General features: G+C 71.3%; 10 protein-coding genes. 2 read left to right on the top strand and 8 right to left on the bottom strand.

Going from position 1 to position 15726, the window contains the following annotated elements; all coding sequences use genetic code 11:
• The 6 genes from ABD927_RS13195 to apbC all read right to left on the bottom strand — a co-directional run bounded on the left by ABD927_RS13195 (nt 1) and on the right by apbC (nt 11519).
• Entirely contained in the window at nt 1–1266 is a 1266-nt protein-coding gene (locus ABD927_RS13195; RefSeq protein WP_345250124.1) for a BaiN/RdsA family NAD(P)/FAD-dependent oxidoreductase, read from the bottom strand.
• A 139-nt stretch (nt 1267–1405) separates the two neighbouring features.
• Nucleotides 1406–3661 (bottom strand): Orn/Lys/Arg family decarboxylase, encoded by a 2256-nt coding sequence (locus ABD927_RS13190; protein WP_345250122.1) that lies wholly within the window; start codon nt 3659–3661, stop codon nt 1406–1408.
• A 34-nt stretch (nt 3662–3695) separates the two neighbouring features.
• Complete coding sequence (gene dcd, locus ABD927_RS13185) at nt 3696–4259, bottom strand: dCTP deaminase (protein WP_345250120.1); 564 nt, start codon at nt 4257–4259, stop codon at nt 3696–3698.
• Nucleotides 4260–4357: 98 nt separating this feature from the next.
• Nucleotides 4358–8536, bottom strand: a complete 4179-nt coding sequence (locus ABD927_RS13180) for a translocation/assembly module TamB domain-containing protein (protein WP_345250118.1) — start codon at nt 8534–8536, stop codon at nt 4358–4360.
• A complete protein-coding gene (locus ABD927_RS13175; protein WP_345250116.1) occupies nt 8536–10437 on the bottom strand; it encodes an autotransporter assembly complex protein TamA in 1902 nt (633 codons plus the stop codon). The genes ABD927_RS13180 and ABD927_RS13175 overlap by 1 nt, the downstream gene beginning before the upstream one ends.
• On the bottom strand, nt 10434–11519 hold the full coding sequence (gene apbC / locus ABD927_RS13170; protein ID WP_345250114.1) for an iron-sulfur cluster carrier protein ApbC: 1086 nt from the start codon (nt 11517–11519) through the stop codon (nt 10434–10436). Before apbC ends, ABD927_RS13175 begins: the two co-directional genes overlap by 4 nt.
• Before the next feature lie 237 nt (nt 11520–11756).
• Here apbC and ABD927_RS13165 point away from each other — a divergent pair, with 237 nt between their 5' ends.
• The gene (locus tag ABD927_RS13165) at nt 11757–13070 is read left to right on the top strand and encodes a hemolysin family protein (RefSeq protein WP_345250112.1); all 1314 of its coding nucleotides are present in this window, start codon (nt 11757–11759) and stop codon (nt 13068–13070) included.
• Nucleotides 13071–13114: 44 nt separating this feature from the next.
• Nucleotides 13115–13423: a hypothetical protein gene (locus ABD927_RS13160; RefSeq protein ID WP_345250110.1), complete on the top strand. Its 309-nt coding sequence runs from the start codon at nt 13115–13117 to the stop codon at nt 13421–13423.
• Between the two features lie 136 nt (nt 13424–13559).
• Here ABD927_RS13160 and ABD927_RS13155 read toward each other — a convergent pair whose 3' ends face one another.
• Together ABD927_RS13155 and ABD927_RS13150 are read right to left on the bottom strand one after the other, a co-directional pair.
• The gene (locus ABD927_RS13155; RefSeq protein ID WP_345250108.1) at nt 13560–14543 is read right to left on the bottom strand and encodes a Bug family tripartite tricarboxylate transporter substrate binding protein; all 984 of its coding nucleotides are present in this window, start codon (nt 14541–14543) and stop codon (nt 13560–13562) included.
• Between the two features lie 90 nt (nt 14544–14633).
• Nucleotides 14634–15719, bottom strand: coding sequence for a 4-oxalomesaconate tautomerase (locus ABD927_RS13150; protein ID WP_345250105.1), 1086 nt, complete (start codon nt 15717–15719; stop codon nt 14634–14636).
• Between the last annotated feature and the right edge of the window lie 7 nt (nt 15720–15726).

Raw genomic sequence — 15726 nt, 5'->3', positions numbered from 1 at the left:
CTACACCCTTTGACCGCAGGCAACGCCGGAGGCCCACGCCCACTGGAAGTTATAGCCGCCGAGCCAGCCGGTGACGTCGACCACTTCGCCGATGAAGTGTAGCCCCGGCACGGCCTGCGCTTCCATGCCGTGCTGGTCCAGGCCGCGCGTGTCGACGCCGCCGAGCATCACCTCGGCCTTCTTGTAGCCGGCGGTGCCGGAAGGCCGCAGGCGCCAGTGTTGCAGGCCTTGCGCCAGCTCGCGCAGCACCCGGTCGGGAAGGTCGGCCAGGCGCTGCGCGGCCAGGCCGGCGCCGGCGCCGGCGTCCGGCGCCCGGGCCGCGTGGTTTGCCGCGGCCTTCGGCCCACTGCCCGCGGCTGCCGCATCGCACACCGCCAGCCACTGTTCGGCCAGCCGCCGCGGCAGCAGCGCGCCCAGCGCGGTGCCGAGCTGCTGCCGGCTGCCGCGCTTGGCTGCCAGCAGCTCGGCGGCCAGGTCGCGTCCGGGCGCGAGATCGATCTCGATGTCCTGCCCCGGCCGCCAGTAGCTGGAAATCTGCAGCACCGCCGGCCCCGACAGGCCGCGATGGGTGAACAGCAGGTCTTCGCGGAACGCGCCGGCCCGGCGCCCCTCCCCGGTCCGGATGTCGACCTCGAGCGCGACGCCGGCCAGCGGCGCGAACGGGCGCCAGGTCTCGGCATCGAAGGTCAGCGGCACCAGCGCCGGCCGCGGCTCGACCACCGCCAGCCCGAACTGCCGCGCGATGCGCAGCCCGAAGTCGGTGGCGCCGATCTGCGGCACCGGCATGCCGCCGGTGGCGATCACAACGCGCTGCGCCGCGATCGGGCCGGCCGAGGTCCGCAGCGCGAAGCCGGCACCGTCGCGCGCCAAAGATTCCACCGTGCACGGCATGCGCCAGGCCACGCCCGCGACATCGCACTCGCTGCGCAGCATGCGGATGATGGCCTCGCTGGATTCGTCGCAGAACAACTGGCCGCGATGCTTCTCGTGCCACGCGATGCGGTGGCGCGCCAGCAGCGCGAGGAAATCCTGCGGCGTATAGCGCGCCAGCGCCGAACGGCAGAAATGCGGATTGGCCGAAATGAAGTTGGCCGGCCCGGCGTCGCGGTTGGTGAAGTTGCAGCGGCCGCCGCCCGAGATGCGGATCTTCTCGGCCAGGCGCCCGGCATGGTCGATCAGCACCACCCGCCGGCCGCGCGCGCCCGCCGTCGCCGCGCACATCATGCCGGCGGCGCCGGCGCCGATCACCGCGACGTCGAACACCATTCGACGCTGATGATTTCGCCCCTCGCACGACGCACGCCGCGCGAGTGCGGTGCAGCTCGACCCAGGACGCCGCGGATCCGGCTCCGCCGGTCCGCCAGCGTCGCCCCTTGAGGGGCCGCGCACAGACGCGTAGGGGTGGTCATACCCTCACGCAATCGACATAGTGCCGGCGCGCGCCGTCGGGCCCGATCTCTTCGGCCAGGCCGTGGATGTCGGTGCCGAAGCCGGGGAACTGCGCGTTGAACTGCCGCGCGAAGCGCAGGTAGTTGATGATGGTGCGGTTGAAGCGCTCGCCCGGGATCAAGAGCGGAATGCCGGGCGGATACGGCGTCAGCAGCACGCTGGTGATGCGGCCTTCCAGGTCGTCGATCTCGACCCGCTCGATCTCGCGGTGCGCCATCTTGGCGTAGGCGTCGGCCGGCGTCATCGCCGGCTGCATGTCGCTCAGGTACATCTCGGTGGTCACGCGCGCCACGTCATGGGTACGGTACATGTCATGGATGCGGGTGCACAGGTCGCGCAGCCCGACCCGCTCGTACTGCGGGTAGTCGTGGCAGAACTCGGGCAGGATGCGCCACATCGGCTGGTTCTTGTCGTAGTCGTCCTTGAACTGCTGCAGCGCGGTCAGCAGCGTGTTCCAGCGGCCCTTGGTGATGCCGATGGTGAACAGGATGAAGAACGAATACAGCCCGGTCTTTTCCACGATCACGCCGTGCTCGGCCAGGAACTTGGTCACGATCGAGGCCGGGATGCCGGTCTGGCCGAAGTTGCCGGCCATGTCGAGCCCGGGGGTGACGATGGTGGCCTTGATCGGGTCCAGCATGTTGAAGCCCGGGGCCAGGTCGCCGAAGCCGTGCCACTCGTCGTTGGACTTCAGGATCCAGTCCTCGCGCTCGCCGATGCCGTCGGCCACCAGCTCGTCGGGGCCCCACACCTTGAACCACCAGTCGCTGGCGCCGAATTCTTCCTCCACCTTGCGCATCGCGCGGCGGAAGTCGAGCGCTTCCAGGATGCTCTCCTCCACCAGCGCGGTGCCGCCCGGCGGCTCCATCATCGCCGCGGCCACGTCGCACGACGCGATGATCGCGTACTGCGGCGAGGTCGAGGTGTGCATCAGGTAGGCTTCGTTGAAGATGTGGCGGTCCAGCGTGCGGCTCTCGGACTCCTGCACGATGATCTGCGAGGCCTGCGACAGCCCGGCCAGCAGCTTGTGCGTGGAGTGGGTGGCGTAGACCACCGCGTCCTTGCTGCGCGGGCGGTCCTTGCCGATGGCGTGCATGTTCTTGTAGAAGTCGTGGAAGGCCGCGTGCGGGATCCACGCCTCGTCGAAATGGAGCGTATCGATCGCGCCGTTCAGCGTGGCCTTGATCGTTTCCACGTTGTAGACCACGCCGTCGTAGGTGCTCTGCGTCAGCGCCATGATGCGCGGCCGGCGGTTGCTCTTGCCGGCGAACGGGTTGGCGTCGATCTTTTTCCGGATGTTCTCGGGCTTGAACTCTTCCAGCGGGATCGGGCCGATGATGCCCAGGTGGTTGCGGGTGGGCCGCAGGAACACCGGCACCGCGCCGATCATGATGATGGCGTGCAGGATCGACTTGTGGCAGTTGCGGTCCACCACCACCACGTCGCCCGGCGCCACGTTGGCGTGCCAGACGATCTTGTTCGAGGTGGAGGTGCCGTTGGTGACGAAGAAGCAGTGGTCGGCGTTGAAGATGCGCGCCGCGTTGCGCTCCGAGGCCGCCACCGGCCCGGTGTGGTCCAGCAGCTGGCCGAGTTCGTCGACCGCGTTGCAGACGTCGGCGCGCAGCATGTTCTCGCCGAAGAACTGGTGGAACATCTGCCCCACCGGGCTCTTCAGGAACGCCACGCCGCCCGAGTGGCCCGGACAGTGCCACGAGTACGAGCCGTCCTGCGCGTACTTGACCAGTTCGCGGAAGAACGGCGGCGGCAGCGAGTCCAGGTAGCTCTTGGCCTCGCGGATGATGTGGCGCGCCACGAACTCGGGCGTGTCCTCGAACATATGGATGAAGCCGTGCAGCTCGCGCAGGATGTCGTTCGGGATGTGCCTGGAGGTGCGCGTTTCGCCGTACAGGTAGATCGGAATCTCGGCATTGCGGAAGCGCAGTTCGCCGATGAAAGCGCGCAGCTTGTGGACCGCGTTGGCCACGTCTTCCGGCGAACCGGCGCCGAATTCTTCGTCGTCGATCGACAGGATGAAGGCGCTGGCCCGGCTCTGCTGCTGCGCGAACGACGACAGGTCGCCGTAGCTGGTCACGCCCAGCACTTCCATGCCCTCGGCCTCGAGCGCCGCGGCCAGCGCGCGCACGCCCAGGCCCGACGCGTTCTCGGAACGGAAATCTTCGTCGATGATGACGACGGGAAAACGGAATTTCATGGACGCTCCTGTGCTGCCGGAGTGAAGGAAGGCGTCAAGTCCTGGGCAGCGTGACGCCCTGCTGCCCCTGGTACTTGCCGCCGCGATCCTTGTACGAGGTCTCGCAGACTTCGTCGCTTTCGAGGAAAAGCATTTGCGCGCAGCCTTCGCCTGCGTAGATCTTGGCGGGCAGCGGCGTGGTGTTGGAAAACTCCAGCGTGACGTGGCCTTCCCATTCGGGCTCCAGCGGCGTCACGTTGACGATGATGCCGCAGCGCGCGTAGGTGCTCTTGCCCAGGCAGATGGTCAGCACGCTGCGCGGGATGCGGAAGTACTCCACCGTGCGCGCCAGCGCGAACGAGTTGGGCGGGATGATGCACACGTCGCCCTTGAAATCGACGAACGATTTCTCGTCGAAGGCCTTGGGGTCGACGATGGTGGAATTGATGTTGGTGAAGATCTTGAATTCGTCGGCGCAGCGCACGTCGTAGCCGTAGCTGCTGGTGCCGTAGCTGACGATCTTGCCGCCGCCCGTGGCGCGTACCTGGCCGGCCTCGAACGGTTCGATCATGCCGGCGGCAGCGGCGCGGCGGATCCAGCGATCGCTCTTGATGCTCATGGGCAGGCCTCGGCAAATGCGGAAAAAAGTGGCGAAAGGGAAAGCGAAGGCTGCGATTGTAGCGTCGTAATGCGACGGCGCCGGGCGCGCCCGGGCCGTCAATCGTCGAAAAATACGTAATAGAGCAAGTCCAGCCCGGTCAGCGTTCCGCCCTTGGCCACCACCGACAGGCGGCGGGTCAGCTGGTAGCTTGCCCGCACCACGCCGTCGCGGCCGCTCAGCGCCTGTTCGAAGCTTACGTACACCGCGTTCGACAGGCGCTTGCCGATGATGAAGAACTGGCTGGCCTGCTGCGTGGTCGAGGTGGTGCTGCTGCCGGCCACGGTGCGCTCGGGCAGCAGGCCGCGGGTCGAGCCGACGTTGCCCGAGCGCACGCCGATCTCGTCCACGCCGAGCCGGCGCGACAAGGGCTCGCTGTCGCCCGAACCCAGCAGCGAGGTGGCCGCGCCGAGCAGCAGCGTGGCGTCGGCCGAGCCACCGCCTTCGTCCGGGCCTCGGCCCAGCAGCAGCCACGACAGCTTTTCGACGTCGCTCACCTCGGGCTCGGAGATCAGCGCGATGCGCGGATGGCGGGCGGTGCCGCTGACCTGCACGCCGGCCTCCACCTGGGGGCCGACGCGCAGCGCCACGATGTCGAGCAGCGGGTCGTCGATCGGGCCCTGGAAGGTGATCACGCCGCGCCGCACCGTCAGCGTCTGGCCGTAGGCGTCGAAGCGGCCGCCGCGAGTGCTGACGCGGCCGGCGGCCATCAGCTCGCCGCCGCTTCCCGTCACCCGCAACTGGCCGGTCAGTTGGGTGTCGAGCCCATAGCCGCGCAGGTAGAAGCGGTTGCCCAGCCTGGCGCCCACGTCGATGTCGATGCCGAGCGGCTTGGCGCGCGGGGCGTCGTCGCCGGGCTGCGCCACGTACACGTCGCTCGACAGCGTGGCCGGCGCCTCGGTGCCGAGGTCGATCCAGCCGGCGTCGGCCTCGAGCTGGCCGGCGATCCGCATTTTTCCGGGAGCCAGGTCCATGTCGATCCGGCCCGAGCCGGCCACGAAACGGTCGGCGCGCTGGATCAGCGGGAAGCGGTCGGCGTTGACCGTGGCATGCCCTGCGCCGGCCGACAGGCGCCAGTCGGCCGTCATTTCCAGCCGGCCGCCCTGCCCGCTGCCGTCGAGCCAGGCCACCACCCGCGAGTCGCGCGGCCGCACCCTGATCACCGACGGGAAGCGCAGCGAATCCAGCACGAGCCGGTCGTCCTCCAGCGTGGCCTTGAGGGTGCCGTCCAGCAGGCGCACGCCGTCGTCGATGCGCACCATGCGCAGGCCGTCGCCGGTGATGGCGCCGGTGGCGTGCCACTGGCCGCCGCGGCGCTCGACGTGCGCCTTGCCGGCAATGCGGCCGCCGATCTCGTTGGCGTCGCCGGCGAACAGCTCGGCCCAGCTGATGTCGCGCATGTCGATGTCGGCGTCGGCGAAGGCCGGCGCGTCGGGGTCCAGCCCGAGCGCGCCGCCGTCGGCCGCCACCCCGGCCTCGCCGTCGATCCGCACGCGGCCCACGCGCTCGCCGTCGATCTCGCCCTGCACCGTCACCCGGCTGCGGCCGGCCGCGCCGGTGGGCGTGGCGCGCAGCGTGAGCGCGGCGGTGCGCAGGCCGAGCGGCGCGGGCGGCGTGCCCGGCAGCCACAGGTCGCCGCCGTGCCGGCGCAGCTGGGCGGTGCCGCGCAGCGCGCCGCGGAAGGCCAGGTCCCAGTCGCCGTCGAACAGCAGCACCGAATCGGGCGGCGGCTTGGCGCCGGCCACCACGTCGTGCAGCAGGTCGGGCGCCCAGGCCAGGCCTTCGGCGCGGCCGCGCGTCTCCCAGCCTTGCGCGCCGCCGCGCGAACCGTCGTGCACCAGGCTGCCGGTGCGCCCTTCGGGCAGGCGGGCGGTGAAGCGGGCGGCGCCGGCCTCCCATTGCCAGGCCGGCGACGGCGCGGCCGGCACCAGCGAGACCGTCATCGGCGCGTCGAGCGCGATGCCGAACGGCGGGCGGCTGGCGTCGAATTTCTCCAGCGTGCCGTGCCAGCCTGCCGGCTGGCGGCCGGCGGCGCCCGTCCAGCCGCCGGCCACGGCCACCGCCAGCGTGGCGTGGGTCGAACCGTCGGCCGGCACGAATTCGGCGTCGACCGTCGCGCGATGGCTGGCCATCGTGCCATCGGCGCGGACCCGCGCCTCGCGCATCACCGCCTGCGGCGCGGCGCTCACGCTGACGTCGCCGATCGTCAGGTCGACTTCGACCGGCGCCTGCGCCAGGCCGGCCGGCGCGCTGCCTGGCCTGCCACGTGCCGTAGCGCCTGCCGCGCCGCCAGCGGCACCTCCGGCCATGCCGACGTCGATCGTGCCGCGCACGCTGCCGACCTTGATTCCACCCGGCGCCGCCAGGTCGCCGGCGTCGATCGTCGCCGCCATGGACGGCGCGGCCGGCGTGCCCCCCAATTCCCCCTTGGCGTCGAGCCGCCCCGCCAGCCCGGGCCACAGCGCTTCCAGCCGCGGCGCGGCCAGGTCGAAGCGCAGGCGGTCGCCTGGCCGGCCGAAGGCGCCGTCAGCCCGCAGCCGGCTGTCGCCCGCCGTCAGCGCCGCATCGATCCGCTCCACCCGGTCGCCGGCAAAGGCAAGATCCACCTTGCCGCCCAGCGGCTCGCGATTCCAGCGGCTGCCCGGATCCACCGACAGCGCCACCGAGCCGGCCGGCGCCGGCGACAAGCGCCCCCGTGCGGTGGCCGACGCCGAAAGGCTGGCCGGCGGCAGGCCCGCGCCGGGCGCCAGGCGCGCCGGGTCGAAGCGGTCGAGCCGCAGCTGGGCGGAGAAATCGCGATCGCCGTCGAGCGCCAGTTCGCCGGTGGCATGCGCCCGCGCCGGGCCGGCCTCCAGGTCGGCGCGCGAAACGGTCAGCCGCTGATCCTGCAGCCGCGCCGACAGCGCCAGCGACAAGGGCAGCTCGCGCCCCGCCTCCGACAACTTGGCATCGACCTGCTGGCTGCCGGCATCGGCCGTGAACGCGATCGGCCCCGACAGGCGCGTGGCCACGGCCGCGCCATGCAGCCGCGAAGCATCGATGTCGGTGGCGGTGAGCCGGCCCTGCAGCGTGCCGACCGGGTCAGCCGGATCCGGCCGGCTCCAGGCCAGGTCGCCGCGCAGGCGGCCGCCGCCGGCCGCCATGATGTCGAGCGACGACACGTCGACCCGGTCCACGCGGGTATCGGCCGGCAGATCAAGCGTGCCCGCCACGCGCGCCACCGGCACCCCGCCGCGGTCGATCGGCAGCGGGTCGGCGTTGGACAATGCGAAAGTCCCATGCAGCACCTGGCCCGCGCCGGCCGCGCCCGGCGCGTTGGCCTGGTCCACCGTGCCCAGGTCTGCGGTCAGGTCCAGCCGCGCATGCGGCGCGCCGGACGCCCACGCCGACGGATCGATGCCGCGCAGCCGCAGCTGCAGCGTGCGCAGCGGAAAGCCGGCCAGCGGCGCCAGCCGGGCGCGGGCATCCAGCCCCACGCCCGCGCCGTCGCCGCGCAGCTGCAGCGCAAGGTCTTCGAGCGAACCGCTGCCCTCGGCCTGCAGCGCGAACGCGCGGTCGGCCTGCCGACCGTCCAGGCTCAGGTCGAGCCCGACCGGGAAGGGCGATGCGGCGCCCAGCCGCAGTTCGCCGCGCGCCGAGGCCTCGGCCTGCGGGCCGGCCGCGTGCAGGCCGTTGATCAGCAGCCGGTGCCCCTGCGGGCCGAGCGCGGCGCGCAGGTCGATGCCGCTCAGCGCGACCGGCAGCGGCGTGCCGCCGGTGGCAATATCGAGCGTGCCGATCGCCAGCCGGTCGACGTCGATCTCCAGCGGCAGCCCCAGCGATGCCGGCGGCCCCCCGCCGGCATCGTCCGACGGGCGGACGTCCACCCGCAGGCGGCCGGCCGACAAGTCCAGCACGTGCAGCCGGCGCCCCCACAACGCGCTCCAGGCCACCTCCACGCGCAGCCGCTCGCCGTCGACGTCGGCGCCTGGCGTGCGTACCGTCAGCCGGTCGATCTCCAGGCCGTCGGCCAGCGTGCCCCGCACGCCCTCGGCGCCGCTGCCGGCGCCGGCCAGCGCCAGCCCCGTGCGCAGCGCCCACGCGGTGCCCGATGGGGTGGCCGCGACCCAGGCCGCGGCCGCCACCGCGGCCACCGCCACCACGACAACCAGCAGCGGCAGCAGCCACAGCCAGCGGCGCCGGCGGCGCGCCGGCCGCACGGCGGCAGGAGATGGCGGATCGGTGCGCCGGCTGTCCATCAGAATGCGATCCCGAGCGAGAAATTCAGGCGCACGCCCTTGTCGCGCACCGCGTAGGCCACGTCAAGGTTCAGCGGCCCGGCCGGCGTGCGCACGCGCAGCCCGGCGCCGACGCCGGTGGCGAGTTTCATTTGCCCGAACGACGGCGCCACGTTGCCGGTGTCGACGAACAGCGCGCCGCCGAAACGCTCGTTGAAATAATGCGTGCCTTCGATGCTGGCCACCGCCAGCGTGGCATCGCCCAGTATCGCGTCGCCCACGTGCCGGCCCAGGCCCAGGTAGCGGTAGCCGCGCACCGAGCGCGCGCCGCCGGTGCGGAAGGCGAAATCGTCTGGCACCCGCAGCACGTCGACGGCCCACAGCTTGCCGATTTCGGCCCGCACCGTGAGCACGTCGCGCGGCGACAGCGACCACCAGTACTGCCCGCGCGCGGTCAGCCGGCCGAAGCGGTTGCTGCCGTCCAGTTCGGTCCCCAGGCCGGCGCCCAGCGCGATCAGATTGCCTTCGCGCGGATCGTATTTATCGTTGACGTCGCGCCGCAGCCATTCGATCGTGCCGGTGGCAGTGGTGGAGTCGTACGACTCCACGCCGTCGATCTTCACGTGCTCCCTGGCCAGCCGCGAGCCCAGCCGGGTTTCGTACTCCACCCGCTTGCCCGGATCGGTGGGCTTGCGCGTATAGACGCGGATCGCGCCCACCGCCAGCCGGTGCACGTCCAGCCCTTCGATGTCGGAATGCTGCGCCAGCACGCCGAAGCTGTCCTGGTGGCCGGCGGGATCTGGCGCCAAGTGGATATCGGCATAACCCAGCTGGCGCAGGCGGTCCAGGCGGCCGCCGGTTTCGAGCTCCACCGGATAGCCCGCCACCACGTTCTGCCGGTAGACCGACTCCACACGCGGGCCGGCCTCGGAATCGACGCCGAGCGACACGCTCATGCGGCGCGGCCGCGACTCGGTCACGCTGGCCAGGATCGGCAGCGTCACCTCCGGCGGCCCCTGGTACGGCGGCGCTGTGCCGGTCTCGCGCGCTTTTTCCATCGATTCGGGCATCAGGCCGGGCACTTCCTCGGCGGGGGCGGGCGCCAGGCCGCGCTGGTCCAGCTGCAGCCGGGCGCCGCTGAAGAACGGCGTGGCGGTCAGCTCCTGCTGCCACTCCACCATGCGGTCGCGGTCGTAGCGCTGGCCGGGCTGGACTCGCACATAGCGTTCTACCACGCCCTCCGGCACCCGCTTCAGGCCGCGCACCTCCACCTGGCCGAAGCGCACCGCCGGCCCGCTGTCGAGCTTGACGTGCAGCCGCGCGCTGGCCCGCTGCGGATCGACGTCGGCCGAGGTCTCGACCAGCCGCGCCAGCGGGAAATCGACGGCGCCGGCCGCATCCAGCAGGGTGCGCTTGGCGTTTTCCCAGGCCTCGTTGCGGAACGGCGCGCCTTCGGCCAGCCCCCAGCCGCGGCGCAGTTCGTCGGCCCGCGCAGCGAAATCCGGCCCGGCCAGCGTGCCGGTAAATTGCAAATCGACCGCTTCGATCACGGTGCGCGGCCCAGGGTCGATGCGGATGTCCCATGCGGTGGCCGGGTCGCCGCCTTCGCCGAATTCGACCTGCGGCGAGAAATACCCTTCGGTGGCCAGCGCGTCCACCGCCGCGGTACGCGCCCGGCGCCGCAACCGGGTCGCCTCGCCGCCGTCCTCGTCCTCGGCCAGCGCGGCCACGCTTTGCACCGCCTTGCTCACCGCGTCCAGCACGCCGGAGGGCAGGCCCTGCGCGGCGATCTGCACCGACGGCCGCGCCGCCCATCCGGCCGCGGCCCAGCCCACCCCCAGCGCCAGCGCCAACCACCGCGCCGCCCGCAGGCCGGCAAGGCGCGCGGCACGGGCGGAGGCGATGCGGCGGAAACGGCTCACGTGTTCTGCACGACGATGGTCGGGAACTTGCTGCTCATGTCGCGCGCCTGTTCCGCCACCTTCACCGCGAGGCGGCGGGCGATGGCCCGGTAGACGGCGGCCAGGTCGCCGTCGGGATCGGCGGCCACCGTGGGCGTGCCGGAATCGGCCTGCTGGCGGATCCGCATGTCCAGCGGCAGCGCGCCGAGATAGTCGACGCCGTAGTCGTTGGCCATGCGCTGACCGCCCCCTTCGCCGAAGATGTGCTCGGCATGGCCGCAGTTGGAACAGACGTGGATCGCCATGTTCTCGACGATGCCCAGGATGGGGATGCCAACCTTCTCGAACATCTTGAGCCCCTTGCGGGCGTCGAGCAGGGCCAGGTCCTGCGGCGTGGTGACGATGACCGCGCCGGTCACGGGCACTTTCTGCGCCAGCGTGAGCTGGATGTCGCCGGTGCCGGGCGGCATGTCGACCACCAGGTAGTCCAGCTCGCGCCAGTTGGTCTGGCGCAGCAGCTGCTCCAGCGCCTGCGTGACCATCGGGCCGCGCCACACCATGGGCGTGTCGGCGTCGATCATGAAGCCGATCGAGCTGGCCTGCAGGCCGTGGCCGGTCATCGGCTCCATCGTCTTGCCGTCCAGCGACTGCGGCCGGCCGGTGATGCCGAGCATGGCCGGCTGGCTGGGGCCGTAGATGTCGGCGTCCAGCACGCCCACGCTGGCGCCCTCGGCCGCCAGCGCCAGCGCCAGGTTGGCCGCTGTGGTGCTCTTGCCCACGCCGCCCTTGCCGGAGGCCACCGCGATGATGTTCTTGACCCCGGGCAGCAGCTGCACGCCGCGCTGCACCGCGTGCGCGGCCACCTTCCAGTCCAGCTGGACCCGGGCGCCACCGGCGCCGGCCGCCGCCAGCGCGGCCTCGGCCTGGGCGCGCAGGGCCTGCGCCCGCGGGCCGGGCGGATAGCCCAGCACGAGCTCGACGCTGACGAGGCTGCCCTCCGATTTCACGTTGCGAACGGTCGCCCCCGCCAGCAGATCCCTGCCGGTATCGGGATCGACCACGCGCCGCAGCGCCTCTTTTACCTGTTCGACTGACAAACTCATGCAGACTTCCCGCCATTCCTGCGCCATTGGACGATTCCGCAAGCATAGCGGATGCGCCGCCCGGCCGCCGACTACCGGCCCGGACGGGATTGTTTTCGAATGTGTGCCGGGCGCGCCGCGGGCCGATGCGGGCCAATACCGCGCGGCCGAGGTTGGGCGAAGCGCCCGGCGTCGGCTATGCTGGGAAACATTGCCAACACCAGGCCGCGAAAACCCCCACCCGGCGCGGCCTTTTCCATGGAAATCGCTCTTCTTCTGGTCCTTTTCATCGCCAATGGCGTGTTCGCCATGAGCGAGATCGCCGTCGTCACCGCCCGCCGCTCGCGCCTGCAGCAGCGCGCCGAGGAAGGCGACGCCCGCGCGCGGGCCGCGCTGGAACTGGCCGAACACCCCACCCATTTCCTGTCGACGGTGCAGATCGGCATCACCTCGATCAGCATCCTGACCGGCATCGTCGGCGAGGGCGCGCTGGCCCAGCCGCTGGCCGAATGGATCCGCATCCACGTTCCCGCGCTGGCCCCGTGGTCGGGCGGGCTGGCGCTGACGCTGGTGGTGATCGCCATCACGCTGTTGTCCATCGTCATCGGCGAACTGGTGCCCAAGCGCCTGGGCCAGATGCACGCGGAAACGATTTCCGGCCTGATCGCCGCGCCGATGCGAGTGCTGTCGTGGGTCGCCACCCCCTTCGTCAGGCTGCTGTCGCTGGCCACCGACACCCTGCTGCGGCTGCTGGGCGCGCGCGAGAACGACGAACACATCGTCAGCGAGGAAGAAATCCAGGTCCTGATGGCCCAGGGCACGACCGCCGGCATCTTCGAGCAGGCCGAGCAGCAGATGGTGCGCAACGTGTTCCGCCTGGACGAGCGCAAGCTGTCGTCGCTGATGGTGCCGCGCTCCGACATCGTCTACCTGGACGTGACCGACCCGCCCGAAGTGTCGAAGGCCAAGATCGAAACCTCCCAGCACTCGCGCTTCCCGGTGTGCCGGGGCGACCTGTCCGACGTGATCGGCTTCATCAGCGCCAAGGAGCTGCTGGCGCGCGCGCTGGCCGGCGCGCCGTTCGACCTGACCAGCCGGCTGGCGCCGGTGCTGTACGTGCCGGAAACCCTGACCGGCACCGAACTGGTGGAAAACTTCCGCAACGCGCGCACCCAGACGGCGCTGGTGGTGGACGAATACGGCGACGTGCAGGGCCTGGTCACGCTGCGCGACGTGCTGGAAGCCATCGTGGGCGAATTCCACACCACCGCCGCGCCCGGCGAATCATCGGCCGTGCGGCGCGACGACGGCTCCTGGCTGCTGGACGGCCTGATCGACACCCACGAGCTGGCCGACCGCCTGGGCATCAAAGACATGCCCGAGGGCGAATCGGAGAGCTACCACACCCTGTCCGGCATGATCATGCTGCTGCTGGGCCGCATCCCCCGCACGGCCGAGCAGGTGGAATGGGGCGGCTGGCGCTTCGAGATCGTCGACATGGACGGCAAGCGCGTCGACAAGGTCCTGGCGACCCGCGTCGTCATCCCTGAACTCCTGGACGAACCCGATTGATCCGTCCCCCAGGAACTTCCACGGCAGGCAATGCCCCAATAGACATGGCTGATACATTCTCGAAACTGTTCCGCACCGTCATCGTCGCCGCCGTCGCGCTGGCCGGCATGCTGATGGCGGCCGTTTTCATCGTCTCGACCGCGGTGGCGTTCGGCGTCGTCTACCTGCTGGCCCGGCTGGCCGGCAAGCCGGCCACGATCGAAATCTTCCGCCGCGCGCCTTGGCAGCGCCGCGGCCCGGCCCCCGGCACGGGCGCCTCGCCCGGGGCCGGCGCGCCGCCCCGCAAGAACGCCCCCGTCTTCCTGCGCCCCAAGCCCGCCGACGTAATCGACGTCGAAGTCCGCGAGATCTGATCCCCCTACGCGCTTACGCGCGCCCCCCAGGGGGCGATGCGGGCGGACCGGCGGAGCCGGATCAGCCGCATCCTGGAGGGGGCGGCGCGGAGGCATTCGTCGCGGCAGTTCGTTGCCGCGGTGCCGGGAGGGAAGGTTAGTCTGCGCTTAGGTGCGCGGCTTCGACTACCTTGCGCCAGCGCGCCACTTCGCTCTTCACGAACGCGCCCAGCTCGGCCGGCGTGCTGCTTTGGGTGTCGGCGCCGTTTTCCTTGAATTTCTCGATCACCGACGGATCGCGCAGCGCGGCGTTCAGATGCCGGTTCAGCAGGCCGACGACCGCCGCGTCCGTGCCGGCCGGCGCGAACAGGGCGTACCACTGCGGCACGCTGACACCCTTGACGCCCAGTTCCTCCAGCGTGGGAACGTCCTTGAGCACGTCCGAGCGCTTGTCGCCGGCCAGCGCCAGCGCCTTGATCCTGCCCGAGCCAAGGTGCGGATAGGCGCTGAACAGGCTGGGAAACATCACCTGCGTGGTGCCGGCCAGCGTATCGGCCATCGCCGGCGCCGAGCCCTTGTACGGAATGTGCAGCATCTGCGTGCCGGTGGCGAGCTTGAACAGCTCGGCCGTCACGTGCGGAGCCGTGCCGGCGCCCGCCGACGCATAGCTGAGCGTGTCGGGCTGCGTCTTGCCGCGCTCGATCAGTTGCTTGACCGAATCGATGCCCGAGGCCGCCGACACCACCAATAGCGTGGGCGAGCTGGCCAGCATGCCGACCGGCGCGAAATCGGCCACCGGGTCGTAGCGCAGCTTCTGCAGCGCCGGATTGATCCCGTGCGTGGCGATGTAGCCGAACAGCAACGTATAGCCGTCGGCCGGCGCGTGCGCCACGAATTCGCTGGCGATGGCGCCCTGGGCGCCCGCCTTGTTGACGACCACCACGGTCTGCTTGAGGCTTTCGCCCATCTTCTGCGCCAGCACGCGGGCGAAGGCGTCGTTGCCGCCGCCGGGCGCGGTCGGCACCACGATGGTCACGGGGCGCTCGGGGTAGGCGGCCTGCGCGGAAGCCGCGGCGCAAGCCAGCGCGGCCGCGGCCAGCGCCATGGAAAGTGCCGATGGTCGGCATTCGGAACGTTGCATTCGAGTCTCCGATGGTTTCGTGGGCGCCGCGGGAAGCGTGACGGCGCCGGGTGTTGCGATATGCCGCCGCGCCATGCGGCGGCGCGGGGTTCAGCCCTCGAAAAGCCGGGCGGGCAAGTACAGCTGGCCTTCCATGATCTTGCGGGCGGTGCGGATCAGCCCCGCGCCGACGACCTCCTGCGACGGCCCCTCGCCGCGCAGTTCGACGTCGATCTCGATGCGGCCGGAAGGATGAGCCACTTCGATCCGATGGGTGCCCGGCCCATGTGCCGCGCCGAGGCGGAACGGCACGGTGCCGGGCGTGACGAAAGCCGTCGCCACGCCGATCGCGCCGGTGACGGCGTGCGAGCGGTGGCAGCGGTGCGGCGTGAAATAGCGGGAGACGATGCGGCCGGGATGCCCGCCGGCGCTGACCAGCACCGGCTTGGGCACCACGCTGTCGGCAACGTCGCCCAGCCCCATGCGGCGCCCCGCCTCGCGCCGCAGGGCCTCCAGCCGCGCCCGCATGCCGGCGTCGGCATCGAGCTGGTCGGGCGTCTCGTCGCCGCGCAGGCCCAGCGAGCCGGCGGCCACGATCATCAGCGGCATGGCCGCGTCGATACAGGTGGCGGGCACGCCGTCGACGACGTCGGTCGCACTGCCCGTGGGGAACACCTTGCCGGTGACCGTGCCCCACGCGTCCAGGAAATCGAGCCGGATCGGCGCGGCCGAGCCGGGCACGCCGTCGATGCGCGTATCGCCCTCGTACTCGACCCGCCCGCCGGGCGTCTGCACCACGGCGTCGATGGTCGAGCGGGTATTGACGTTGTAGATCCGCACCCGGGTGAAACCGTCGGCGGCCGGCACCATCGCCTGCTCGATGGCGAACGGCGCGACGCCCGACAACAGGTTGCCGCAATTCGGGCGCGTATCGACCAGCGCCTGCTCGACCGACACTTGCGCGAACAGGTAATCGACGTCGCAGCCCGGCCGGGTCGACGGCGAGACGATGGCGACCTTGCTGGTCAGCGTGTTGCCGCCGCCCAGCCCGTCGATCTGCAATTCGTGGGGCGAGCCCATCGCGCCGAGCAGCACGCGGTCGCGCCGGCCGGAGTCGGGCGGCAGCCAGTCGGCCCGGAAATAGGGGCCGCGCGACGTGCCGCCACGCATGAAGACACAGGGTATGGTTCGTTGCATGGGACGG

It is taken from the genome of Pigmentiphaga soli, assembly GCF_039541095.1.
GTDB lineage: Bacteria > Pseudomonadota > Gammaproteobacteria > Burkholderiales > Burkholderiaceae_B > Pigmentiphaga > Pigmentiphaga soli.
Note: the sequence above shows the minus strand (reverse complement) of the source record. Positions and strands in the feature narration are given on the sequence as shown.